This is a genomic window from Polyangium sp. y55x31, from assembly GCF_029946505.1.
Taxonomy (GTDB): Bacteria; Myxococcota_A; Polyangia; order Polyangiales; family Polyangiaceae; genus Polyangium.
Genome location: NZ_JARZHG010000009.1, coordinates 285,512 through 309,236, shown reverse-complemented (window position 1 = coordinate 309,236; position 23,725 = coordinate 285,512). Strand labels below are relative to the sequence as shown.

24 protein-coding genes are annotated in these 23,725 nt (G+C 70.3%); 13 read left to right on the top strand and 11 right to left on the bottom strand.

The genetic code is table 11. The annotated features are described in order from the left end of the window. Window positions 1–2 precede the first annotated feature (2 nt). The gene (locus tag QHF84_RS19080) at window positions 3–185 is read right to left on the bottom strand and encodes a hypothetical protein (protein WP_281314755.1); all 183 of its coding nucleotides are present in this window, start codon (window positions 183–185) and stop codon (window positions 3–5) included. A 92-nt stretch (window positions 186–277) separates the two neighbouring features. Between QHF84_RS19080 and QHF84_RS19075 the strand changes: the two genes are divergently transcribed. The 4 genes from QHF84_RS19075 (at window position 278) to QHF84_RS19060 (ending at window position 4,635) form a co-directional block, all read left to right on the top strand. Further along, window positions 278–1,672, top strand: coding sequence for a sigma 54-interacting transcriptional regulator (locus tag QHF84_RS19075; RefSeq protein WP_281314754.1), 1,395 nt, complete (start codon window positions 278–280; stop codon window positions 1,670–1,672). A gap of 12 nt (window positions 1,673–1,684) precedes the next feature. Beyond that, entirely contained in the window at window positions 1,685–3,193 is a 1,509-nt protein-coding gene (locus tag QHF84_RS19070; RefSeq protein ID WP_281314753.1) for a serine/threonine-protein kinase, read from the top strand. After that, window positions 3,193–3,615, top strand: coding sequence for a DUF2809 domain-containing protein (locus QHF84_RS19065; protein ID WP_281314752.1), 423 nt, complete (start codon window positions 3,193–3,195; stop codon window positions 3,613–3,615). The genes QHF84_RS19070 and QHF84_RS19065 overlap by 1 nt, the downstream gene beginning before the upstream one ends. 90 nt (window positions 3,616–3,705) lie before the next feature. Beyond that, on the top strand, window positions 3,706–4,635 hold the full coding sequence (locus QHF84_RS19060; RefSeq protein ID WP_281314751.1) for an oxygenase MpaB family protein: 930 nt from the start codon (window positions 3,706–3,708) through the stop codon (window positions 4,633–4,635). Here the strand turns inward: QHF84_RS19060 and QHF84_RS19055 are convergent. Continuing rightward, on the bottom strand, window positions 4,632–6,815 hold the full coding sequence (locus QHF84_RS19055) for a bifunctional alpha,alpha-trehalose-phosphate synthase (UDP-forming)/trehalose-phosphatase (RefSeq protein WP_281314750.1): 2,184 nt from the start codon (window positions 6,813–6,815) through the stop codon (window positions 4,632–4,634). The genes QHF84_RS19060 and QHF84_RS19055 overlap by 4 nt on opposite strands. A gap of 341 nt (window positions 6,816–7,156) precedes the next feature. On the opposite strand from QHF84_RS19055, the gene QHF84_RS19050 reads away from it, so the two are divergent. After that, on the top strand, window positions 7,157–7,705 hold the full coding sequence (locus tag QHF84_RS19050; protein ID WP_281314749.1) for a dihydrofolate reductase family protein: 549 nt from the start codon (window positions 7,157–7,159) through the stop codon (window positions 7,703–7,705). On the opposite strand, the gene QHF84_RS19045 is transcribed toward QHF84_RS19050, so the two are convergent. The 4 genes from QHF84_RS19045 to QHF84_RS19030 are packed head-to-tail and all read right to left on the bottom strand — an operon-like array spanning window position 7,675 to window position 11,226. Then, window positions 7,675–8,379 (bottom strand): hypothetical protein, encoded by a 705-nt coding sequence (locus QHF84_RS19045; protein ID WP_281314748.1) that lies wholly within the window; start codon window positions 8,377–8,379, stop codon window positions 7,675–7,677. The genes QHF84_RS19050 and QHF84_RS19045 overlap by 31 nt on opposite strands. A gap of 60 nt (window positions 8,380–8,439) precedes the next feature. Next, on the bottom strand, window positions 8,440–9,210 hold the full coding sequence (locus QHF84_RS19040) for a Sir2 family NAD-dependent protein deacetylase (protein WP_281314747.1): 771 nt from the start codon (window positions 9,208–9,210) through the stop codon (window positions 8,440–8,442). A 58-nt stretch (window positions 9,211–9,268) separates the two neighbouring features. Next, on the bottom strand, window positions 9,269–10,690 hold the full coding sequence (locus QHF84_RS19035) for an MATE family efflux transporter (protein ID WP_281314746.1): 1,422 nt from the start codon (window positions 10,688–10,690) through the stop codon (window positions 9,269–9,271). Window positions 10,691–10,749: 59 nt separating this feature from the next. After that, a complete protein-coding gene (locus QHF84_RS19030; RefSeq protein ID WP_281314745.1) occupies window positions 10,750–11,226 on the bottom strand; it encodes a host attachment protein in 477 nt (158 codons plus the stop codon). 153 nt (window positions 11,227–11,379) lie between these two features. Between QHF84_RS19030 and yhbY the strand changes: the two genes are divergently transcribed. Further along, window positions 11,380–11,682, top strand: a complete 303-nt coding sequence (gene yhbY, locus QHF84_RS19025) for a ribosome assembly RNA-binding protein YhbY (protein WP_136930941.1) — start codon at window positions 11,380–11,382, stop codon at window positions 11,680–11,682. Between the two features lie 13 nt (window positions 11,683–11,695). Here yhbY and QHF84_RS19020 read toward each other — a convergent pair whose 3' ends face one another. Next, on the bottom strand, window positions 11,696–11,938 hold the full coding sequence (locus tag QHF84_RS19020) for a hypothetical protein (RefSeq protein WP_281314744.1): 243 nt from the start codon (window positions 11,936–11,938) through the stop codon (window positions 11,696–11,698). Window positions 11,939–12,044: 106 nt separating this feature from the next. Here QHF84_RS19020 and QHF84_RS19015 point away from each other — a divergent pair, with 106 nt between their 5' ends. After that, complete coding sequence (locus QHF84_RS19015; RefSeq protein WP_281314743.1) at window positions 12,045–14,042, top strand: serine/threonine-protein kinase; 1,998 nt, start codon at window positions 12,045–12,047, stop codon at window positions 14,040–14,042. Window positions 14,043–14,165: 123 nt separating this feature from the next. Further along, window positions 14,166–15,296, top strand: coding sequence for a hypothetical protein (locus QHF84_RS19010; protein ID WP_281314742.1), 1,131 nt, complete (start codon window positions 14,166–14,168; stop codon window positions 15,294–15,296). A 49-nt stretch (window positions 15,297–15,345) separates the two neighbouring features. Here the strand turns inward: QHF84_RS19010 and QHF84_RS19005 are convergent, their stop codons facing one another. Next, window positions 15,346–15,822 carry a response regulator gene (locus QHF84_RS19005; RefSeq protein ID WP_281314741.1) on the bottom strand — a complete coding sequence of 159 codons (477 nt, stop codon included), beginning with the start codon at window positions 15,820–15,822 and terminating at the stop codon, window positions 15,346–15,348. Window positions 15,823–15,880: 58 nt separating this feature from the next. Here QHF84_RS19005 and QHF84_RS19000 point away from each other — a divergent pair, with 58 nt between their 5' ends. The 4 genes from QHF84_RS19000 (at window position 15,881) to QHF84_RS18985 (ending at window position 18,392) form a co-directional block, all read left to right on the top strand. Beyond that, a complete protein-coding gene (locus tag QHF84_RS19000) occupies window positions 15,881–16,984 on the top strand; it encodes a PAS domain-containing sensor histidine kinase (RefSeq protein WP_281314740.1) in 1,104 nt (367 codons plus the stop codon). Then, complete coding sequence (locus QHF84_RS18995) at window positions 16,962–17,795, top strand: HAMP domain-containing sensor histidine kinase (RefSeq protein ID WP_281314739.1); 834 nt, start codon at window positions 16,962–16,964, stop codon at window positions 17,793–17,795. The genes QHF84_RS19000 and QHF84_RS18995 overlap by 23 nt, the downstream gene beginning before the upstream one ends. Before the next feature lie 70 nt (window positions 17,796–17,865). Beyond that, window positions 17,866–18,066, top strand: coding sequence for a hypothetical protein (locus tag QHF84_RS18990; protein ID WP_281314738.1), 201 nt, complete (start codon window positions 17,866–17,868; stop codon window positions 18,064–18,066). A gap of 14 nt (window positions 18,067–18,080) precedes the next feature. After that, complete coding sequence (locus tag QHF84_RS18985; RefSeq protein ID WP_281314737.1) at window positions 18,081–18,392, top strand: hypothetical protein; 312 nt, start codon at window positions 18,081–18,083, stop codon at window positions 18,390–18,392. An 86-nt stretch (window positions 18,393–18,478) separates the two neighbouring features. On the opposite strand, the gene QHF84_RS18980 is transcribed toward QHF84_RS18985, so the two are convergent. The 3 genes from QHF84_RS18980 to QHF84_RS18970 all read right to left on the bottom strand — a co-directional run bounded on the left by QHF84_RS18980 (window position 18,479) and on the right by QHF84_RS18970 (window position 20,858). Beyond that, window positions 18,479–18,988, bottom strand: coding sequence for a hypothetical protein (locus QHF84_RS18980; RefSeq protein ID WP_281314736.1), 510 nt, complete (start codon window positions 18,986–18,988; stop codon window positions 18,479–18,481). Window positions 18,989–19,164: 176 nt separating this feature from the next. After that, window positions 19,165–19,473, bottom strand: coding sequence for a YtxH domain-containing protein (locus tag QHF84_RS18975; RefSeq protein WP_281314735.1), 309 nt, complete (start codon window positions 19,471–19,473; stop codon window positions 19,165–19,167). Window positions 19,474–19,709: 236 nt separating this feature from the next. Then, window positions 19,710–20,858 (bottom strand): hypothetical protein, encoded by a 1,149-nt coding sequence (locus QHF84_RS18970; protein ID WP_281314734.1) that lies wholly within the window; start codon window positions 20,856–20,858, stop codon window positions 19,710–19,712. Window positions 20,859–21,229: 371 nt separating this feature from the next. Between QHF84_RS18970 and QHF84_RS18965 the strand changes: the two genes are divergently transcribed. After that, window positions 21,230–23,722, top strand: a complete 2,493-nt coding sequence (locus QHF84_RS18965) for a zinc-ribbon domain-containing protein (RefSeq protein ID WP_281314733.1) — start codon at window positions 21,230–21,232, stop codon at window positions 23,720–23,722. Window positions 23,723–23,725 lie beyond the last annotated feature (3 nt).

Below are 23,725 nucleotides of genomic sequence, written 5' to 3'. Positions count from 1 at the left end.
GGTCAGCCGGGTCCGCTTCCGCCGACCTTTTGTGCGATCCTCTCCAGCCGTTCGAGCGACCGCCTCAAGTCGTCCCGGTAGGCATGGTCGTCCGTGTGGACGAGCTCGTTGCGCATCTCCCGCAGCCGGATGTCGAGCGCGATCCTGAGCTCTCGTGCTTCTTCGTCCGCGATCTCGAGGTTCATGCGCGAAGGCATGGAGCCCGGGCTCTCCGGCGAAAAGCGGGGGGCGCGCGGGCCCGTGACGAATGCGGGCGTGCGTGCTGAGATGGCGGCGCATGAGCGGGCGCGAGGACGAGGACGAGTTCGACGACAAGGTGGAGACGGAGCTCGTGCGCAGGCCCGATCGCGCGGCCTCGCCCGGGTTTTCGCTCGTGGTCGTCGCCGGCGCGAGCCGCGGACAGACGTTCACGATCGCGCCCGGTCACCCTTCACGCGTGCTCGTCGGGCAGAGCCCGATGTCGGATCTGCGCATCGACGATCGGCTGGTCTCGCGCAGGCACGCGGCCTTCGAGATCCTGCGCGGCAAGTTGCGCGTGACGGACCTCGACTCGACGAACGGTACGTCGGTGCAAGGCGTGGCCGTGCTCGACGCGCTGCTCACGGGCGGCGAGGTCGTGACGATGGGCGAGACGCAGATCCGCATCGACAAACTCGCCGATCAAGCGCCCGCGGAGATCCCTTCGGCCGTGCGGTTCGGCGCGATGGTCGGCGCGAGCCCCGAGATGCGCGCGCTTTATCCGCTGTGCGAGCGGCTCGCGAGCGCGAGCGTGCCCGTGTTGATCGAGGGCGAGACGGGCACGGGCAAGGAGGTCTTGGCCGAGTCGTTGCACGAGCTCGGGCCGCGCAAGCAAGGGCCGTTCGTCGTGTTCGACTGCACGGCGGTGCCGCCGAACCTCGTCGAGTCGGCGCTGTTCGGGCACGAGCGCGGGGCGTTCACGGGCGCGACCGAGTCACGCAAGGGCGTGTTCGAGGAGGCGCACGGCGGCACGCTCTTGCTCGACGAGATCGGTGATCTCGAGCTGCCGCTGCAAGCGAAGCTCCTGCGCGCGCTCGAGCGCTCGGAGGTGCAGCGCGTGGGATCGAACCGCTGGATCCGCGTGGACGTGCGGATCCTGGCGGCGACGCGGCGCGATCTCGATCACGAGATCCAGGCGGGGAGGTTCCGCGACGATCTGTTCTACCGGCTCGCCGTCGCGCGGATCGAGCTGCCGCCGCTGCGAAGGCGAACGGGCGACGTGCTCGTGCTCGCGCAACACTTCTGGCGGCAGCTCGCCGGCAAGGACACGCCGTTTCCGCAAGACTTCGCGCGGCGCATCGCGGACTACGCGTGGCCGGGCAACGTGCGCGAGCTCTACAACGCGGTCGCGCGTCGCGTGGCCCTCGGCGAGCTCGCGCCCATCGCGACGCTCCGTCCGAACACGCCACGTCCGCCCGGCGTGCCGCGGCCGAGCTCGCCGCCGAGGCCCGCGGCGGCGTCGGGTTTCATCGAGGAGATCCTCGCGCTCGACCTGCCTTTGCCGCGGGCACGCGAGCGCGTGGTGGAGGAGTTCGAGCGACGTTACGTACAGCGGGTGCTCGCGGCGCACGGCGGCAACGTGGGCGCGGCCGCGGCGGCGTCGGGGATTGCGCGGCGCTACTTTCAGCTCATCAAGGCGCGGCACAAGGGGTAGTCTCGGGGCTGAATGGAAGCCGAACGCGGCTCGCCCCGGGTGCTCGTTCTGGGCCGTTACCGCGTGTACGACGAGATCGCCGCGGGCGGCATGGCCACGGTGCACCTCGGGCGGCTCATCGGCGACGAGGGATTTTTGCGGACGGTGGCGATCAAGCGCCTCCATCCGTGGCACGCGCGGATCGCCGAGGTCGTCGCGATGTTCACGGACGAGGCGCGGATCGCGGCGCGCATCCGGCACCCGAACGTGGTGGGCACGCTCGATGTGGTGTCGCAGGAAGGCGAGGTCTTCCTGGTGATGGAGTACGTGCACGGCGAGCCGCTGTCGCGGCTCATCAGCGTGGCGAGCAAACGCAAGCAGAAGATCCCGCCGCCCATCGTGGCCGCGGTGCTCGCGAACGCGCTGCGGGGGCTGCACGCGGCGCACGAGGCGAGGGATGCGCGGGGCGAGCCGCTCGGCGTCGTGCATCGCGACGTGTCGCCGCAGAACGTGCTCGTCGGCGTGGACGGCGTCTCGCGCGTGCTCGACTTCGGCATTGCGCGCGCGGCGGGGCGGGCGCACGTGACGAGTGATCACACGATCAAGGGCAAACTCGCGTACATGTCGCCCGAGCAGCTCCGCGGCGAGGTGCTCGATCGGCGCGCGGACGTGTATGCGGCGGGCGTGGTGCTGTGGGAGGCGCTCACGTGCCGGCGGCTTTATGCGGGGGCGTCGGAGGATCTCGCGCTCGTGCGCCTGCTCGAAGCCGAGGTCGAGGCGCCGAGCAAACGCGTGGCCGATCTGCCGACGTGTTTCGACGAGGTGACGCTGCGCGCGCTGCGGCGGGACGCGGACGCGCGATACCCCACGGCGCTCGAAATGGCGATGGCGCTCGAAGCGTGCGGGCCGATGGCGACGCCGTCGGAGGTCGGCGCGTGGGTCGAGGCGATGGCCGGGGAGACGCTCGCCGAGCGGGCGCGGCTGATCCAGGCGATCGAGAGCGAGGAGCGCCGCACGTCGTTGCCCCCGGTGCCGAAGGAGCCGGCGAAGCCCGTGTCGAGCCGCGAGGAGGAGACGAAGCTCGACTCGCTCGCGCCGCCGGCGCCCGCGGCGGCGGTGACGTCGGTCTCCGCGGCGAACACGGAATCGCAACATGCGGCGCCGGCAAACCCGCCGGAACGACGCGTGACGCCGGTGGTGCTCGGTCTCGTCGGGCTCGTCGGGATTCTCGTGGTGACGCTGGTCGTCATTCTGATGCGAGAGAGCCCCGAGCGCATCGCGTCCGCGCAGGGGGCGCCTTCGATTGCAGCGAGCGTCGCCACGCCCGAATCCGTGGTCCCGAGCGCGCCTTCCGCCGCCCCCACGCCGGCGCCTTCCGCGACGAGCGTCGTGTCGGCCGCGCCGACGGCTTCGGCCAGCGTGACCGCGCCGCCGCGGACGACGGCTCCGCGGGCGAAACCGGCCTCGCCGAGCGACGGCTGCGATCCGCCTTTCTTCATCGACGCATCCGGTCGAAAGAAGTACAAGCGCCATTGCCTCTGATGGCCGAAGGTTCGTCGAGAAGAACCGAGCTCCGGCGTTCGCGTGTCCTCTACGCGGCGCTCGTGGTCGTGACGATCGGGCTCGGCCTGCTTTCGCGGAAGATCCCCGGGTTACCCGCGTGGCTCTCGAAGGGCGCGGGGGACGCGCTTTATGCCACGATGAGCTTCTGGCTCGCGGGGCTCGTCGCGCCGGCCTCCCGGACGGCGCAGGCGTCAATCGCAGCGCTGCTCTTTTGTTACGCCGTCGAGGCCAGTCAGCTCTATCACGCACCTTGGATCGATGCGATCCGCGCGATGCGGCTCGGTGGGCTCGCACTCGGACATGGATTCCATGCGATGGACCTCATTTATTATGCGGTCGGTGTGATCGTCGGGATCGGGATCGAGCGCGCGGGGAGGCTGCGGAGGGAGCGGCCTTCGTGATACGTTGATGCAATGGATCCAGACCTCACTCCCCTTTCCACGAAGGCCTCCGAACAGGACAGACAACGGCGGGAACGTTGCCTCGTCTACGTGCGTGAGCACGCGGAGGGCCCGGTGGAGGGGCTCTTCGCGCAGGATGGAATGGTGCGGCGAATCTGGCGGGAAGCGGCGATGCTCGCCGCCATTCCGCCGGCGGTGGTCCTGGAGGTGCTCTTGCCCGAGGTGGCCGAGGGCGTGGGGCGGTTCAGCGATTATCAAACGAAGCTGATGGCGAGGACGCGGCGGACGGTGTACGCGACGCACGCGCTCGTCTTCGGGGATCTTTCGATGTCGATCGAGGTGGGGGCGCGGATCTTCCAGCTCCACGAGCGCGTTCGCGGGAGGATCTCCACGCGTTCGAGCGAGGCAAGGGCAGGGCAGCGGTATCGCGCGAACGAGCCGGCCGCGATGCAATGGGTGTTCGCCACGCTGGTGCAGGGGGCGCTGACCACGTACGAGGCGATCGTGGAGCCGCTCGATCGCGGGGAGCGGGCGCAGTTTTACGAGGAGTCGAAGCGATGGGGCGCAGCCGTGGGTTTGTCCCCGGAGCAATTGCCGGCGGACTTGGAGAGCTTCGAGCGGTATTTCGAGGGGATGGTGGAGCATTCGCTGGAGCTCGGGGACATGGCGCGGGACATCCTGCGGGTGCTGTTCGGGCCGCCGTACATGCGCGGGGCCGCGAGGCTCTGCGCGGGGCTCTTGCCGGAGCGGTGGCGGAGCGCGGTGGGTTTGCCCTGGGATGCGGAAGCAAAACGCGCGTACGAGCTCGCCATCGGCGCGATGCGCGGATCGAGGTATTTGCCGCCGGCATTGAGGTACGTGCCCGCGTGGCATCAGGCGGCGGCGCGGATCGAGGCGGCGCGGGGAGAAGGGGTTTCGAGGACGACGAGGGTCGTGCGGGCGCTCGACCAGCGCGGGTGGATTCCCGCGGGGCTCGCGCCGCCCGAGCGTGTCATGCGCAAATGCCCGGGCAGTGATTAACCCGCGGCAATGGCCTGGAGGAAGGCGCGGGCGGCCATGGGCCCGGACAAACGGTAGGGCGCGCGGCTCGGGCGAGGGCCGACGTGCATGGCGACGTGCGGAGCGGGGAGCGCGGCGAACATTTCTTCGTCGACGAGGTCGTCGCCGAGCGCGACGACGCGTGCGCCGGGGGGAGCACCTTCGAGGAGCGACGCGACGAGCGCGCCGCTCCCCGCGCCCATGGGGCGGATCTCGACGATCTTGTCGCCGGGGAGGATCTCGACGGGCGTGTTCTTGAGCAAATCGCCGAGGTGGATCCGCAGCTCCTTGGCCTGGAGCGCGCCGAACTCGGGGTCGGCCATGCGGTAATGGAAGGTGAGGGAGGCGCTCTTTTCTTCGAGCAATGCACCCGGGGTGCGGGCGACGAACTGGCGGAGCAAGGGCAGGAACTTCGCACTCCATTCGGAGGGGATGTTTTTCCGGGCGCACCATTCCCCCCCCGAGGCGTCGCGCGTCCAGAAGCCGTGCTCGGCCGCGAGCGCGATGGGCAGGTCGCCGAGCCAGCGCTCGAGGGCGGCGCGCGTCCGGCCGCTGACGACGTGCACGCGCGTGCCCGGGCGTCGCGCGAGGGCCGTGAGCAGGTGCCGGAGGTCCGGGTCGGGCGCGGCTTCTTCGGGGGCGCGGGCGAACCGGACGAGGGTGCCGTCGTAATCGAGGAGCAACGTGAGGCGCGGGGTCTGGCGGAGCTCGGCCGTGAGGACTTCGAGGGCCGCGGGCGTGGTCGCGCCGAGGGGGCGCCCGCTCGACGCATCGCCTTGCTCTTCGAGCGTGGTGACGAAGCTTTGCGCCCAGCCGTGGACGTCGTGCGCGAGGACGTGCTGCCGGAGATTCTGCATGCGCTGGCGTCGCTCGTTTTCGGGCATGGTGAGGGCCCGCTTGAGCGTGGCCGCGACGCCGCCGATGTCGTACGGATTGACGAGCAAAGCGTCGGCGAGCTCGGAGGCGGCGCCGGCGAGCTCGCTGAGGACGAGCACGCCGTCCTCGTCGGTGCGGGACGCGACGAACTCCTTGGCGACGAGGTTCATCCCATCACGCAAGGGCGTGACGAGCATGACGTCGGCCGCGCGATAAAGCGAGGCGAGCTGGCGCTCGTTGAAGGAGCGATACATGGAGTGAATGGGCACCGAATGGACCGTGGCGTAGGCGCCGTTGATGCGGCCCACGAGCTCGTCGACCCGGCTGCGGTATCCCTGGTAGGCTTCGACGTTCGTGCGTGAGGGGACGGTGACCTGGACGAGGCGTACCTTGCCGCGCAAGGCGGGCTCGCGTTCGAGGAGGCGCTCGAGGGCGAGGAGGCGGCGCGGGATGCCTTTCGTGTAATCGAGGCGGTCGATGCCGAGCAGAATGCGCTGGCCAGGCTGGCGGAGGGCCTGCACCTCGGCGATGACCTCGGGCGTGTCGGCGAGGGCGGAGAGCGCGGCGGCGTCGATGCCCATGGGAAACGCGCCGAGCCGGATCTCGCGGCCTTCGGTGAAGACTCGGTCGACGTTGGCTTCGACGCCGAGCACGAGGAGGAGCGCGGACGCGAAATGGCGCAGGTACGGGAGCGTGTGAAAACCGATGAGATCGGCGCCGAGCAGGCCTTCGAGGATCTGGGCGCGCCACGGGAGGATGCGGAAAACCTCCGAGGAGGGGAAGGGGATGTGGAGGAAAAACCCGATGCGCGCGTTCGGGATTTTTTTCCGCAGGAGGCCGGGGACGAGCATGAGCTGATAGTCGTGGACCCAGACGAGATCGCCTTCGCGGTAGTGCGCGGCGACGAGGTCGGCGAATCGCTCGTTCACGCGGCGGTAGCTCTCCCAGTCGCGTTCGCCGCCGAGCGGGACGCGATCGAGCATGTAATGGAAGAGCGGCCAGAGGACGCCATTCGAGAATCCCTCGTAATACCTGGAGACCTCGCTTGGAGAGAGGTGCTGCGGGACGTAGCGGAGCTCTTCGAGGCGCGCTTCGAGGGCGGCACGTTGATCGGGCGAGAGGCGCGTGACGTCGCCGGGAAAGCCGAGCCAGAGGCCTCCGGAGCGCTCGTGTGGCCCCTTCATGCCCGTCGCGAGGCCTCCGGCGCTCCGGGTGACGAGGACCTCGCCATGCTCGACCTTCACGGTGACGGGCAGGCGGTTCGAGACGAGGAGCAAACGTGCCATGGCGGGGGAGGGTGGCATCGACGAAAATATTTGTCCACCAACAATCGGCTGGCGAAATGATGCTGCCGCGACGAACCGGCCGGGGAGATAAAGAATTTTCTTGCGAGGCCCCCGGGAGGTGGGTAAGGTGGCCGCGACGCTGACGAAGCGTCGCCCTATGGTCTCCACGCACTGAACACGAGCCCCCGCCATTGCGATACCGCTGCTCCTCCCCGTACGTCCATCGTGGACGGATCGGGTGGAAGTCGAGCGCCGGTCGTTCGCTCGTGACGGGTCCGAAACCGTAGTTGCTGCCTGCTCGAACGCCGGCGGATCGGTCGGCGTGTGTCTGGAGATTCGGTATGAGAAAACTCGTGTATCACGTCGCCATCACGGCGGACGGCTTCATCGCGCGTGAGGACCATTCGTTCGATTGTTTCCTCAACGAAGGGCCGCACGTGGACGATTACCTCGCGTCGTGGGCGGGCTACGGCGCGGTCGTGATGGGCCGCCGCACGTACGACATCGGGCTGAAGTTCGGAGTCACGGATCCGTATCCGATGATGGAGACGTACGTGTTTTCGCGGACGTTGAAGGAAAGCCCGAATCCACGCGTGAAGGTGATCGCGGAGGACGCCGTGGGCGCCATCCGGAAGCTGAAGGCCGAAGAGGGGAAACCCATCTATCTGGCAGGCGGCGGAGACTTCGCGGGGATGCTGATCGCCGAAGGCGTCGTCGACGAGCTCTTGATCAAGCTGAATCCGCTGCTGCTCGGCGCGGGCATTCCGTTGGTGTCGAGGCTGCCCGCGCACGTGAACCTCACGCTGCTGTCGACGAAGGTGTACCGCAATGGCGTGCTGCTACTGCAGTACGCGGTCGGTCACTCGGCGCAAGCGGCGGGGAGCGTATAGCCGAGCTTGGGCGCGATTTCGCGATGGAGAGATAGGCCGACGAGGCACGCCTGCGGGTCGTCCGGCGCGTTCAGCAGCAAGCGCTTGGATTCCACGCAGGTTTTGCTGAAAGGATTGTCCCCGCCCTTCAACGTGGCCGCCGCATCGAGCCCGCAGACGCAATCGCTGTAACGCTGGCACGGGGGCGGGGGCCCAGCGCCCCCGTCCTTGGCCTCGGTCTTCGGCGCGTTCGCCTGCTGTCGCCGCTGCGCCTCGGCCGGCGTCAGATACTCACCATTCCATCGGGAGGCGTCCGCGCCCGTCAGCTCGGCGATCACCGAGGTTTCGGTGATCGTGAGCTTGCCGTCGAGGGGCACGACGTCCCAGCCGTCAGGGCCGAGCGTCGCGCGACCGAGGCGCGTCGCTCGGTACGTCTGGTGGACGTACTCTCCTTCGAGCGTCGCCTCGAGGACCGCGACGCGGAATTCGGGAGCGGAGGACCCGATCTCCGCGCGGAACACGAGGTTCGAGTCATAGACGAACGCATGCCCAGGCGGCGCGTCGCGGGTGAGCGGGTGCTTCTGCATGTCGCCGGGGATCGTGACGTTCGGGCGCGGGAGGGGTTTGTCCTTGGAACAGGCCGGCGCCACCGCAAGCGCGAGCGCGCAGGCGATCGAGAGGAGGACGGGCCGCATCCGCAAATGCGTATCCGACCTCTCCAGGCGCTGCAATGTTCGCTGGGATGGCGGCGAACGTCAGGCGGAAACACGCCGCCTTCGTCGGCTGACACGCTCGACCGCCGGCGGCAGGACGTCGCCGATGCCGGCTTCGACGCGGAGGTCGACGTACGGGTCGTACGGGGTCTCGCCGCGATTGACGAGGATCACGCGCGCGCCCGATTCGATCGCGACGGCGACGAGCGACGCCGCGGGGTTCACCACGAGCGAGGAGCCGAGGACGAGCATGAGGTCGCAAGCCTCGGCGTGATTTCGCGCCTCGGTGAGCTCACGCGTGGGGAGCGGGTCGCCGAAGTTGACGACCGACGAAATGAGCCGGCCCTGGCAACGGGGGCATTTCGGCTGGCCGCGCACCGGCGCGTTCGTCCGATAGCCAGGGCCGAACCGGGCCGGATCCCAGCCGACCTCGCGCCGCGTGAACTGGCGGTCGCAGAGGAGGCATCGCACGAGGTCGCCATTGCCGTGCAGCTCGGCCAGGCGCTCCGGGTCGATGCCCGAGCGGCGGTGGAGGTTGTCCGTGTTCTGCGTGATGAGGTACGCGAGCAGGCCGAGCTCCTGCAAGGTGACGAGCGCGAGGTGCGAGGTGTTCGGCTCGACGCGGCCCGACGGGACACGAAATCGCGGCGGCGGAAGGCCCGCGTCGCGGCGGGTCCAGACGCCGTCGGGGCCGCGGAAATCCGGGATGCCCGAGTCGGTGCTGATGCCGGCGCCCGTGAAAGCCACGAGGTGGCGGCTCGATTCGATCCAGCGAGCGATCTGAGCGATGGTCGTGGAGAGGGGGCTCGTCATGAAGGCCTCCGAAGAGCGCGGCTCTGGGGCCGCCCTCCGAAGACCGCAAGGCCGGCGATCAGACGCGCTTCATCTGGACCGGCGTGAGCCGCGCGAACCGGAGGACGAGCGCTCCCGCGACAGCGAAGAGCGCCGCCGTGAGCCCCCACCAGATCCCGACCGCGCCCATGCGGAGGGCAAACCCGAGCAGGAGCGCGAGCGGAATGCCGAACGCGTAATACCCGATCACGTTCGCATTCCGCGTCGACGTCGTGTCCCCCGCGCCCCGGAGCGCGCCGGCCGCGACCGCCTGCGCGCCGTCCGCGAGCTGGAAGATCGCCGCGATGCGAATGAGCGGGATGGCAGCCTCGATGACGTCGGGTTTGTCCGAGAGGATACGCGCGCAAAACGCAGGGGCCGCGGCGAAGAGGAGGGCCGAGAGGCCCATCACGGCGCTCGCCGCGACGATGCCGAGGAGGCCGACATGGCGAGCACCCGCGGGATCCCCTCGGCCGACGGCACGGCCGACGAGGACGGAGGTCGCGTTCGACATGCCGAGCGCGATGGTGAACGAGAGGCTCGCGAGGGAGAGCGCGACCTGATGGCCCGCGGCCGCCCGCGGGCCGATCCAGCCGGCAAAGATGCCCGCGATCGAGAAGGCGCCGACCTCCGCGAGCAAGTGCGTGCCGATGGGCCAGCCAACCCGGACGATGGAGCGCGTGGTCTCGCGATCGGCGTGGAGCTCCGCGGCGCGGACCACGCCGTCGCGCCGGACGATCGCGCGGAACACGACGCCGAACGAGATGACCGACGCGAGGCTCGACGCGAGGCCCGAGCCGAGGACGCCGAGCGAAGGCAAGCCGACGCGCGGGAGGCCGACGGCCACGAGGCCGTCGTCGCCGTAGATGAGGAGGATGTTGGCGATGATGTTCGTGACGTTCGCCCAGACGGCCGACCACACGAGCGCGCGCGTGTGCCCGCGCGCCTGGAGGTAGACGCGGCAAGCCGTGATCAGGAGGAACGGCACGACGTTGGGGAGGCGGCCGAGCAAGAAGTGGAGGATCTGGCGCGAGGTCTCGGCGTCGATGCCGGCGCGGCCGACGAACAGGCCCGCGATGACGATGAGCGCCATGCACGGGACCGACAGCAGGAAGCCGAGGCGCGCGGCCTGGCCGAGGACGGCGCGGGAGCGGCTGCGATCACCCGCGCCCTCGGCCTGGGACACGAGCGGATCCATGCCCAGGATGACGCCCATGAAGAGCACGGTGATCGAGAAGAAGATGCCGTTGCCGATGCCGACGGCGGCGAGCGACGTCGCGCCGAGGCGGCCGACCATGGCGGTATCGACGAACCCGAGGAGCTGATTGGCGACGAAGCTCAGCGTGATCGGTCCGCCGAGGGCAGCGAGCTCGCGCAGCTCCGCCCTCCACGTCCGCGGTCCTTCGGCGGACGTCTCGTCGACGATGCGCGAAGCACTGAGGTTCGGGGTTACGTCGCTCATGGAGGGGCCCGGTATACCCTGGCCCGCGCGGGTGCGCCCGCCGATTCCGTGCCTGGATCTCAGGCGGCAATGCGTTCGGCGATCGTACGCACGTCGAGCTGCGTGTAGTCCTTCTCGTGGGAAGCGACGACGGCGTCGGCGACGTGGTTCGTGTGCGCCGCGAGGGTGCCGCGCAAGAGGCCGAGGAACTTGGGCGGCGCGGCGAGGACGAGCTCGCGGAAGGCATGCGCGTCGTAGAGCGAGGCGAGCCGGTCGGCGAGGCTACGCGCGAACTTCTGCGCCTCGACGTCCTTCGGGTCGGTTGCGTACTCCTTGGCGCTGCGGCCGGCGACCTGGCCGCCGCCGGTGAAGGCGCGGCCGGGTTTGTCCGCCATGAGATCCCGGGCCATGGCGCGGCTCTCGGGGTGCTCGAACTCCTCGACGAGCTCGAGCAAGGCGTTCTCCTCGTTGCTCCGCTTGAACAGGCGGGCTCGGCTCGCGTCGGCGATGAGGACGAACGTGATCCGTTCCGTTTCTTGCACGCGTTCCTCTTGCACGCGTCCCTCCCTCTCGCGCCTCGTCGGCGCGGACGCGCGGAACATGGAGGGGGCAGGTGCATCCGGCAATGGAGCGCAGGCGCGCTTGACGTGGAGGGGCCGGGGGACTAGGCCGGCCGTCCCTCGACCGCGTCGGCCGAGAAAGAGGACCGCATGAGCCTGACAGGAAAGCAGCGCCGCCATCTGCGCGCGCTCGGTCATCACCTGGACCCCGTGGTCCAGCTCGGCAAACACGGGCTGACCGACGGCATCGTCTCCGCCGTGAATGACGCGCTCGAGCAGCACGAGCTCGTCAAGGTGCGCGTGGGGACCGAGTGCCCCGACGAGCGCGGCGACCTCGCCGAAAAGATCCCGCCCGCCGTGCGCGCCGAGCTCGTCCAGGTGCTCGGCCGGACGATCCTGCTCTACCGGCGTCACCCGAAAGAGCCGAAGATCACGCTGCCGAAGGCCGGCTGAGCGCGGCCGGCCGTCAGGGCTTGCCGCGGGGATTTTCCTGCGGAGCGGCCAGGCGAGCGAGGATGCGTTGCAGCTCCTCGACGCTCATGTCGATGTACTCGACGACGCGGCCATAAAGCATGGCCGTGGGGACGTTGCGGCCCCCGCGCTCTTCCTGCGTCTGGTGGAGGACCCAGAGGACGATGCGTTCCTTGCGGGTCAAGCCATCCCGCACGTCGGGGAGGTTGTCGTAGGGGCCGGGCTGGTAGCGCTTCATGGTGCGGGAGCGCGGGCGCTCCGCGCCCGGACGGGACGCTCCTACCCCTCCCGGCGAGGGCATGCAAGAATGGGCGCGCGATCCGGTTCGCCGACAACGACGAGTCATGCGCTCCGCCAACGACATCCATCCCGGCGCCCTGATCGGCGGTAAGTACCGCGTTCGCGCCATCCTCGGGCGTAAACATGGCCTCACGATGGACGCGTTCCACACCGCGTTCGACCAGCGGGCCATCATCAAGCTGCTCCTGCCCCACCAGGCCGACGCGCGCGAGATCGAGCGCTTCCGCCGCGAGGCGCGTGCCCTGTCGAGGATCGCCTCCGAGCACGTCGCCCGCATCATCGACGTCGGCAACGAGCCCGACGGGACGTTCTACCTCGTCCGGCAGTACCTCGAAGGCACCGACCTCGAACGTTACGTCCGCAAGACCGGGCCGCTGCCGCTGCACGACGCGATCCTGTTCGTGCTGCAAGCCTGCGAGGCCGTGGCCGAGGCACACGCGAACAGCATCGTGGTGCGCGATCTCGAGCCGTCGCACCTCTTCGTGACGCAACGGACCGGCGGCGCGCCGATGATCAAGATCACGGACTTCGGCACGGCGAAGTTGCTCGGCGGCGCGCAGGACGCGACGGGCGAGATCACGGGGACGGCGATGTTCGGCCTGACGCCGTACGCGTCGCCGGAGCTCGTGCGTAAAGCGAAGGACGTCGACGCGCGCACGGACGTGTGGTCGCTCGGGACGATCCTCTACGAGATGCTCGCAGGTCGTCCGCCGTTCCAGGGCGAAGCCGCGTATCTGATGCTGCAGATCACGCGCGAGGAGCCGATGCGCGTGTCGCAACTGCGCGCCGACGTGTCTCCGGAGCTCGATACGGTGCTCGGCTGGGCGCTCGCGAAGGACGTGGAGGCGCGCTTCCGGAGCGTGCACGCGTTCGCGCACGCGCTCCTGCCGTTCTCGCCGCCCGAGGGCCGGCTGCTCGTGGATCGGATCGGGCAGATCGCGCAGGCCGCGCGCGAGCGGAAGGCGACCGGATCGGTGCCGCCGCCCGCGCCGCCGCCGTCGGCCCCGGCCGCCGCGGGCGCGTGGCTGCCCGCGCCGAACCCGCCGCCGATGGCCGGGGGCGTCGTGCCGCACGACTTCGCGCACCTGCCCGCCGACGAGGACGCCGAGACGGGCGTACATCCGGGCTCGGCGAACCAACCGGCGCCGATGCCGCAAAGGTACATGGCTGCGGCGCTGCAGCAGGCTGCACCCGCGCAGGTGGCGATGGACGAGCCGATGACGGAGGTGTTCTCCGGGCCCGTCGTCATCCCGCCTGCGGCTGCGTCTGCGCCCGGGATTGCGCCGGCTCCTGCGCCTGCTGCTGCGCCTGCGCCGGCTGCTGTGCCCGCTGCTGCGCCTGCGCCGGCTCCTGCCGCCGCGCCAGTAGCTGCGGCCGCGCCTGCTCCCGCGCCCGCCGCCGCGCCTGCGCCTGCGCCTGCGCCGGACAACTCACGCGTCATCCGCGTGCTCCTCGCGTTCTGCGCGGTCGGCTTGCTCGGTATCGTCGTGCTCATGGTCATGCTCCTGCGCAAGCAATCCGAGCCGACCGCCACGACGACGACCCAGTCCCAGGAGAACGGGCCCATCGCGATCCCCACGCCTCCGCCCGCGGCCACGCCCGCTCCCTCGGCCGTCGCCGTGCCGGCGAGCACGCCGGCTCCCTCGGCCGCGCCGCCTCCCGCCGAGAGCGCCTCCGCGGCTCCGTCGGCCGAGCCGCCGGCGTCCTCCGCATCCGCCGTCGCGGCCGCCACGCCGCCGCCCTCGGGTGGGGACGAAGCCGCGCCGAAAGCGGGTTCCGGCGCGTCCGAGCCGGCGAGCAAGTCGCCCTCGACGCCCGCGCCCGCGCCCGCCGCGGCTAACGGGACGCTCGTCGCCGTCGCCGTCGGCGGTCCGTGCTCGTTCACCGTGAACGGGGCCTCGAAGGGCAAGTCGTCGTCGCTGCGTTTGTCGCTCAAGGCCGGCACCTACTCGGTGACGTGCAAACCCTCGAGCGGCGCTGCGAAGTCGAAGAGCGTGACCGTTCGTCCCGGCGAAACGGCCATGGCCATGTTCAAGCTCTGAAGCGGTTCGGGCTATCGTCTATTTCCGTTCGTACACGACGGCCCGGCTGCGGGATGGGCGCGTAGCTTGCTTTCGTGGGTGGCGGACCGTGCGGCATCAGGCCCGCACCTCCGGGGCAAGACGGTGAACCATCAAGAAGCGTTGCGGATCGAACCCGACCGTAGCGGTAGCCATCCCCTTCCGGATCTGCGCGGGCCGCGGCGCGTGGACGGAGCCGAGAGCCGGGTCGGCCAGCTCCTCGAGGCGCTGCGAAAGCACGAGGGCCGGCACGTCGTCGTCATCCGGGGATACCCGGACCCCGACAGCCTGGCGAGCGCATGGGCGCACCAAAGGCTCGCCGCGAGCGTGGGAATCGAGTGCGACATCGCCCATCTGCCGCTCGTGAGCCGGGCGGAAAACCGGGCGATGGTGAACTTGCTCGATCTACCACTCGTCCGCGTGACCGCGCCGGAAGACCTCGACCGGTACAGCGCGCTCAGCCTGGTCGACGCAAACTCGATCGAGCTGCCGAGGAGCGCTGGGCTGCCCTGCGTGTCCATCGTGGATCACCACGCCATTCAGGGAAAACCCGTCGCGGACTTCGTGGACATCCGGCTCGGCGTGGGCGCGGCGAGCACGATCTACACAGAGTACGTGATCGAGGCGCCGACGCGGGTCCTGGAAAGCGGGACGATCGCGACGAGGCTCGCGACCGCGCTGGCCTATGGAATCCGGAGCGATACGGACGATCTGCTCCACGGGAGCGCCGACGACCTCAGGGCGCTCGCGAGCATCATCGATCTCGTGGACACGGACGTGCTGAGCGCGCTGTCGCGGTACGCGATCCCGTCGAGCTCGATGCGGATCATGCGGCGGGCGCTGGAGGCGATGCAGGTGGAGGGGACGTGGGTCTTCGCGGGCGTGGGGCAGGTGCGCTCGCAGGACCGAGACGCGATCGGGCAAGCAGCCGACTTCCTCCTCCGGCGCGAGGGGATCAAGACGGCGATCACGTTCGGCCTGGTCGAAGGGTGGATCGACGGATCGCTCCGCACGACGGACGCGTCGCTGGATCCGGCGACGTGGCTGCGCGACGCGTTCGGCATCGGCCCGCTCGGAATGCCCTACGGCGGCGGGCGGCGCGGCAAAGGCGGATTCCAGATCCCGCTCGGGCCGCTCGCGGCCTGCCCGAACCAGGACGCGCTGTGGCAGGTTGTCCGGGAAATGGTCGAGGACACGATCCGGAAGCGGATCGGCACCTCGGACGAGGGCGGCTGAGCAGATCGGGGTTTTCGGGAATCGTCGGGGGAAATCGAAGGGCGTCCGGTCAAACCGGGCGCCCTTCGTGTCCGCGGGGGACGGCGACGAGGGTCGGCTCGGGCGGTTTGTCCTTCGCCGACTCGCCGTTGCCCATGGCCCCGAACGCGTCCGAGAGCTCGTTCACCAGGGCGAGCGCGTCGAAGGGTTTGGGGAACACGCGGCGGACGTCGAGGCCCATGATGCGCCGGCGGAGCTCGACGTGCGCCGAGACGACGATGATCACGTTCGGTCGCTCCTCGGGGGGTTTTCCGAGCAGGGCCCGAATGACGCCGACGCCGTCGAGGCGCGGCATCATCAAATCGATGACGAGCGCGTCCACGCGGTGACGCTCGAGCAGCTTGAGGGCCTCCACGCCGTCGGCGGCGAGCAAGACGTCGAAGTCCGATACGATCAGGAGGTTGCGCATCGAATAACGAATCTCGTCGTCGTCATCGACGATCAGAACGGTCGGTCGCGAGCGCTTTCCCAATTTCGTGCCCCCCACTGGCAGTGAACCCCTCCGTCCCTAATGAAGCAATCGTCGACGAACGCAAGGTGGCACCGTGCAGGAGACGACGATCGATTGGACGGAAGTGATGGCGCGGGCCCCCGATGGGGTGGTCTGCGCGGACGAACGTGGGCGGATCGTGTACGCCAATCCAGCCGCAGAGCGACTCCTCGGGCGCTCGCCCGGAGAGCTCGTCGGCGAATCGTTCCCCGAGCTCGTGGCCTTGCCCGGAGGGCAAGCGCATCGCTGGGACGAGGCGACGGCCGCGCCGGAGCGAGCCATCGGGCATCGGAAGGACGGGACGGACGTGCCGATCGAGGTGTCGCTCGTCCCGCCCGGGAGCCGCGCGTTCGCGACAGCGTTCGTGCGAGACCTCTCGGCGAGTGATCGATCGGTCACGACGAAGCTGCTCGCCGCCGAGCGCGAGTCGTTCCTGTCGATGGCCGCGCATCAGCTCCGCGCGCCGATCCAGCCCGTCCTGAACTCGCTCCGGACGATCGAACGCGCGCTCGCGCTCGGCAAGGCGCCGCCCGACGGGACGATGGCGCGCGCGCTCCGGCAAACGCTCCGGCTCGGGCGGCTCGTGGACGCGATCCTGAGCGACGCCGCGGCGATCGAGCGAGGGACGCTGGAGGTGCACATCGCGCCGTTCGACCTCGCGGTCTTCACGCGCGACGTGGTGGAGGACTTCCGCCTCGCCGCGCCGACGCAGCGGATCGAGTACCACGGGCCCGGCGACGGGGTGCCCGTGATGTCCGATCCGGACCGGGTGCACCAGATCCTGATCAGCCTCATCGACAACGCGATGAAGTACTCGGGGCGGCAGCGCGTGGTGACGGTGGAGGTCGAGGGGACGGAGTCACGCGTGCGGGTGCGCGTGATCGATCAGGGGATCGGGATCCCCGCGGCGGAGCAGGCCAGCGTGTTCGGCAAGTTCTACCGCGGCTCGAACGTGCCGAGCTCGGCGAGCGGGCTCGGTGTGGGGCTTTATCTGGCGCAAGGGCTCGCGAAGCGGCTGCACGGGAGCTTGACGGTCGCGAGCGAGGTGGGGCAAGGGAGCGCCTTCTCGCTGGTGCTGCCGAGGCACTGGCCGGAGGGCACGAGCGTGGCGGCGCCGGCCCATCGGGGGACCCACGATGAAAGCCGCCCGCCGCATTGAGCCGAGCTACGAGGCGCTCGCCGCGAGGCTCGCCGAGGCCCAGGAGGAGAACACGCGCCTCCGCGGGGAAAACGAGCGACTCACGCAGGAGCGAGGCGCGCGCGAGGCCGCCGCAGAGGAGGCGCGGCTCGAGCTCGGGACGTTCTTCGCGCTCGTCGCGCACCAGCTCAAGAGCCCGCTTTTGCCGCTGGAAGTCTCGCTCATGACGATCGCGCGCGCGCTCGAGCGAGGGACGAACGTCCCGCCCGATACGTTCCCGCGGACGATGCGGCAAGCGCGCAGGCTGGGCCGTCTCATCGACGCGCTGCTCGTGGATCTGCCCCGTATCGAGGACGGATCGCTGCGCGTGGCGGCGCTCTCGTTCGACCTCCGAGAGCCGGTGCGGCGGGCGGTGGGCGAAGCGAAGCTGATGCTCGAGTCGCGGACGTTCACGCTGCACGAGCCCGCCGCGCCGCTGCTCGTGCGGGGCGACCCGGAGCGGGTGGAGCAGATCGTGGCGTCGCTCGTGGAGAACGCGGTGAAGTACTCGCCGCCCGAGGCGCCGATCGGCGTGCGGGTGATCTCCGAGGACCGGGCGAACGCGATCGTGGTCGTGGAGGACCGGGGGATCGGCATCCCGGCGCGCGAGCTCGGCCAGGTGTTCACGAAGTTCTATCGGGGTTCCAACGCGCCGAGCTACCTGTACCGCGGGCTGGGTGTAGGTCTGTACCTGGCACACCACCTCGCGACGCTCTGCCGAGGTCGTTTGTCGGTCGAGAGCGTGGAGGGGCAGGGGACGATCTGTCGGCTGTGCATCCCGCTCGACGCGTGATCACGAGCGCATCGACCGTGCGTGCCTTGCTCAGGCCGGGTGGCGCGCCCGTTGCTGAGAGCGCGTGGCGATGCACGAAGATCCTCACAAGTCGGAAATGGGCGGCGCGCACCTCAACGGTCACGCGACCGGGGCCGCGCGGATGGTTCGTCAGGTGAAACGTGCCGACGACAAGCTGGTCGCCTTCGTCGAAGAGCGGCCGCTCGTCGCGCTCGGAGTGGCGCTCGCGTTCGGGTACGTGCTCGGCCGCGTGATGACGCGTCAGGGATGAGAACGGAGGGGTTCATGGTTGGCGAGAGACAGCAGAGCGGCACGACGGAACAAGGGGCGGACAAGGGGCCGCTCGCAGCGCTCGGGGGCGTCGATCCGAACGAGGTGCTCACGATGGTGAGCAACGTGGCGCGGGCGAACCCGCACGCGGCGCTCGCCGGCGCGGTGGCGGTGGGCTTTCTGCTCGGCGGCGGCCTGACGCCGCGGCTGCTCGGCGCAGCAGCGCTGTTCGCGGCGCGGCGCTACTTCCGCGCGACGGTGGAAGAGACGCTCTCCGGTCTCGAGCACGGGCTCGCGGAGCGGATCGGAAACGCCGGGGCGCGCTGAGAGCTCGAACGACGAGAGCGCCGACTCGTTCGGCGCTCTGCGAGCTCGCGCATCGATTTTCCCTTCCGGACGAAGGGCAGACCCGCTCAGGGCTCGGTCTCCTGCCGCCGCACGAAGCTCGCGCCGCGCGCCTCGAGGAGGCGCTCGACGGCGCCGGCCGCCGCAGGCGAGGTCCGGACCGCGACGAGCGAGCCGCCCATGCCGACGGCATCGTCGAGCAAACGCGCCTCGAACTCCGGGTGACGCGCCCCCAGGATCCCACCCACCGCCACGCCGAGCGCGCCGATGACGCCGGCGCCCGCCGCCGCCGCGACGACGGGGCCCGCGAAGACGGAGCCGGTCGCAGGCACGACGAGCGAGCCCGCGGCGCCGAGCGCGCCCACGATCGCGCCGAGCAGCCCGCCCATCGCAGCGCCGATCGCGGCGCCCTCCGAGGCCTTGCTGCCGAGGTGGAGGCCGAGGTCGCCTCGATGGCCGACGTGCTTGGGGATGACGCTGACGTCGGCGGGCAGGACGCCGAGCGAGGCGAGCTCGGCGAGCGCGCCTTCCGCGTGCGCGCGTTCGAAGAAGAAAGCGATGAGGATCTCGTGTTTCATGGTGGATCTTCGGCCGAAGAGGGACCCGGCGCGCGCTTCGCCGCCGGGACTTCCGCGCGGACGAACCGCGCAGGAGCCGCAAAGCTCGAAGCGTGCAAACCGTGCACGCAGCGCGTACACGGTTCGCACGTGAGGTGTGTGGGAGCGCGCCACGAACGAAGGCGCGCGCCTCTTTGCTAGCGGTTCTGGCCGACCTCGTTCGACGTGGCGAACGAGCGCTCGCGGACCTGGCTCGCGGCCGACTCGAGCTCGCCCCGGACGCGCCCGGCGGCGAAGCGCGCGCGGTCCTTGACCCGATCGGCGCCCTGGCGGAGCCGCTCCCGGGTCTCTTCGCCCGATTGCGGCGCGTAGAGCAGGCCGATGCCCACGCCGAGGGCCACGCCGATGCCGACCCCGATCGAGGCAGGCAGAAGCCAGCTCGCCGTGGACTTGCGCTCGTAAGGGAACGAATCCGACAAACGCTGGATGAAACCGTAGTTCTTCATCGTGCAGGCTCTCCGTCGGGGATGGATCGGATGCCTCACGTGGACGCGCGGGGCCCGCGATCGCCTAGGCGATCCGGTGCTCCGCGCGGACAACGAACCACGTGCAGGCCCGATCGAATCCGCGTGGGGGGGCCAGGCAGCGCGCATGCCACGACGTGAGCGGGCAGGGGGAGCGCACACGGCGCCGCGAAGATGTCCGCGGCGCCGTGCGAGGAGAGGATGCGAGAACGCGGGAGCTACTTGCAGAAGCCGTCGATGCAGATCTTGCCCGACGCGCAGGCGAGCCCGGCTGTGGGATCGCACTCGTTGCCGAGGTTACTGTTCGAGCCGCAGACCTGGTGGTCGCCGGACATCGTCGAGACGGTCTTGCAGACGTCGAACGACGGCAGGTTGTTGCAGGCGTTGTCGTTCGGCGCGGCGCACGAGATGTAGCAGGCGTGATGCAGGCAGATGGACCCTGCGGCGCAGGCGTCCTGCACGCCATCCTGGTTGCAGTAGAAGGCGGCCGTCTGGTTCGGGATGCAGCCGTTCTCCACCCAGACGTCGCCTGGCGGGCAGGAGCCCATCTGGCTGCGCGGGACGCACGCGCCGTCGACGCAGACCTCGTCGGCCGAGCCGCAGTCGTTCGTGATGGTGCACGGCTTGGCGGGCACGGTGCAGACGCCGAGGACCGGGTCGCAGGTGTAGCCGCCGTCGCAGTCCGTGTCGTCGCTGCACGCCGGGGTGCATTTGCCGTCGACGCACTTGTTGTTCGCCGGGCACTGGGTCTGGTCCGTGCACTGATCGGCGGGCGCGGTGCAGACGCCGCTCACGCACGCGTAGCCCGCGCCGAGCGCGCTGCAGTCGGCGTCCGTGCCGCACGCCGCCGGGTTCTGCGGGACGCACTGCGAGGCCTCGCAGGCGTAGCCGTAGACGCAGCCGACGACGTCGCAGGTGCCCGGATGGCAGGTGCCGTCGGGCCCGCAGGTCTCGCCCATGGCGCAGTCGTCAGGGTTGCCGCACCAGGTGACCCCTCCGCCCCCGGCGCCGCCCGTGCCACCTGTGCCACCGGTCCCGCCCGTGCCGCCGGTCCCGCCCGTGCCGCCCGTGCCGCCCGTGCCGCCCGTGCCGCCGCTGCCCGGCTCGCAGCTCGCCTGCGTGCCCTCCACCACGCATGTAAAACCTTCGGAGCAGCCCCAGACCGTGCAGTCGCCCGTGTGGCACTGGTTGTCGTTGCCGCACGTCTCGTTCAGGCCGCAGTCACTCGAGTCCCTGCAGCCGCCGTTCGAGCAATCCCCGGAGGTGCAGGGGCCTTCGTTCCACTCGCCGTCGTCTTCGTAGATGGGACAGCCTGCGAGGAACGTCGCCATCATGCCGATGAAGCCCAGCAGAGAAAGTCGCTTCATACCGTCTCCCGAAAAGCACCGACCAAGGCGCGAAGAGAGTGGGCCCGAGCCTTGACGAAGGCCAGGGCAACAGCGGGAGCCTAGCAAGCGGCATGCCCTGCACAAGGCCGCGCGATCGCGACGGTTTTCGCGCGTCGATCCGCTTCGGAGAGAGGAGACCGAGCGCGCCGCGTGGGGCGGATCGTGAAAGGGCGTTCACGATCGGCTGTGGCGTCCAGGATCCGCCGGGCCGGATCCACGTGCCGATGGCGTCGAAGAGTGGAGCCGGACGGGGCAAGCGCGGTAGAAGTAGGGAGCCTGATGCGTCGCGGCGCCTGCTTTTGCGGTCGCTTGCGTCCCGGTGCACAAAGAGGAAAGCTGCCAAGTTCCCCATGGAAGTCACCTGCGAGCGCTGCGGCACGGTGTACGACTTCGACGACGCCCTCGTCTCCGAGCGCGGCACCTCCGTCAAGTGCACGACCTGCGGCCACCAGTTCAAGGTGCGTCGCGCCTCCGTGGGGACCGTCCCCGACACGTGGGTCGTTCGCACCGTCGACGGGCGCGAGATCGAGTTCACCGCCCTGCGCGAGCTCCAAGGCGCGATCCACGACGGGAAGGTGACCCGCGACGACGTGCTCTCGCGCGGGAGCAGCCGGCCGCGCAGGCTCGGCTCGATCGCCGAGCTCGATCCGTTCTTCAACCGCATCGGCATGACCGTGCCCGGAACCGGGACGACGCCGCCGCCGCCCGCCGCGCGGACCCGTACGAGGACGCCCGCAGGCCTCGGCGGCGGGGCGTCACCGCCGCCGCGGCAAGAAGGATCGGTCGTGTTCGCGTTGCCGGGGCGCCAGCAGCAGGCCTCAGCGGCCGCGCCCGCGCCTCAGCCAGCGGCGGCTCCGCGGCGTGGTTCGGTGCCGCCGCCTCCGCCCGTGGCGATGGGCGGCGCGCTGCTCGGGCGTAAGACCGCTTCGGTGCGACCGCCCGCGGCGGCCGGGGCGGACAAGGGCTCGGAGATGCCGGCGCTCACTCCGCCGCGCGTGCCGGGCGGGCTCGAAGAGCTGAACACGATGAATGTCGTCGAGGCGCCGGTCTCGACACGCACGAACGGCGGCTTTGGTTCGCCGCCGCCGATGCGCGCGCCTTCGAGTTCGTCGCCGGACGAGCGAGGAGGGACCGTGGAGCGGATCAGCGCGCTGCCGCCGCCTCCACCGCCGCCGCGCAAGCCCGCGGGGTCGGCGCCGATGTTCCCGTCGCCTCCCGCGGAAGGGCCGCCCTTGCCGCGAAAAACCGCGGCGTCGTCGCCGATGTTTCCGCCGCCGGAGCCGCCTCCGCCGCCGCGAAAGGCCGCCGCGTCCGCGCCGATGTTCCCGCCGCCGGAGCCTCCGCCGCCGCCGAAGAAGGCGACACCCGAGCCGCCGGCCGTGCAGGACGCGGGGCCTTCGAGTGGCGAGGATCCGACGCTGATGATGGAGCGGCAGCCGACGAGCGAAGGGCCGACGCTGATGATGGATCGGCCGCCGTCGATCGCGTCGGCGAAGTCCGCATCGCCCACGCCCGCGCCGCCGAAGGTCGAGCCGGCGAAGCCGATCTCCTCGAAGACGCCGTCGGCGAAGACGCCGTCGAGCGGGCCCACGTCGTTGCCGCCGTCGTCGGCGCTGCTCCACAACGACGACGTCCTGTCGGTCTCGGGCGTGCCGCCGCGCCGCCCGCATGCGGCGCGGTGGATCGTGGGGGTGCTCTTGCTCGGCGCGGGCGCGCTCGGCGCAGTGATGGTCGGGCGCGAGTACCTGCCGAAGGGCGGCGGCGCTGCGGCGCCGACGCAAGGCGACGCGCGGCTCGGGACGCTCCTGGAGCAAGGAGATCGCGATCTGCGGGATGGTGATCTCGACGCGGCGAACGAGTCGTACGTGAAGGCGAGCGCGATCGCGGACGCGGATGTGCGCGTGGCGGTGCGGCTCGCGCGCCTCGCGGCGGTGCGCGCGGACGTGGCGTGGCTCAAGGTGCGGCTGCTCTCGGCGTCGGATCCGGATCTGGCGAACGCGCGGCGCGAGCTCGATCTCGTGGTGGGGCGCGCGAAACAAACGGCGGAGCGGGCGCAGTCGATCGCCGCGGCCGACGCGGACGTGGCGCGCTGTCGGATCGACGCGCTTCGCCTCGCGGGAGACGTCGACGGCGCGCGGAAGCTCGTGGCGACGCTGCCGAAGTCGACCTCGCAGGCGAGCGACGAGCTGCTCTTTGCGACGCTCGATCTGGCCGAAGCCCAGCCGGTGTGGGCGACGGTGATCGAGCGGCTGAAGAACGCGGCGCGGGACGAGCAGAACCTCGGGCGCGCGCGGTCGATGTTGATCTATGCGCTCGCGCGATCGGGCGACGTGGCCGGCGCGAAGGCCGAGCTCGAACGGCTCGCGGCGATGCCGAGGCCGCATCCGCTCGTGGCGTCCTTGCGCGTGTTCGTCGCGAGCGCCGAGGGCGCGAAGAAGCCCGAGGTCGAGGCCGCGAGCCTCAAGGTGGAGGCGGGGGACGACGCGCTGAAGACCGTGAACGAGGCGATCGCGAAAGGTGAGCTCGACAAGGCCGAGCCGCTCTTGAAGGAGCTCGCCGAGAAGACGCCGAAGGACGCGAAGGTGCTGAAGGCCGAGGGGGATCTCGCGCAGAAGAAGCGCGACCGCGCGGCGGCGATCCGGTTCTACGAGCAGGCGGTGGCCGCGGACGGCACGTACCTCGACGCGGTCGCGGCGCTCGCGGATCTCCGGTGGGAGAACGGGGAGCGCATGACGGCGAGCACGCTCTACCGGAAGATCATCGAGAAGGGCGGCGACGCGAACCCGCACACGAAACGCGCGAAGGAGCGTCTCGCCAAGTTCGCGGATTCCTGGGAGCCTTGATGA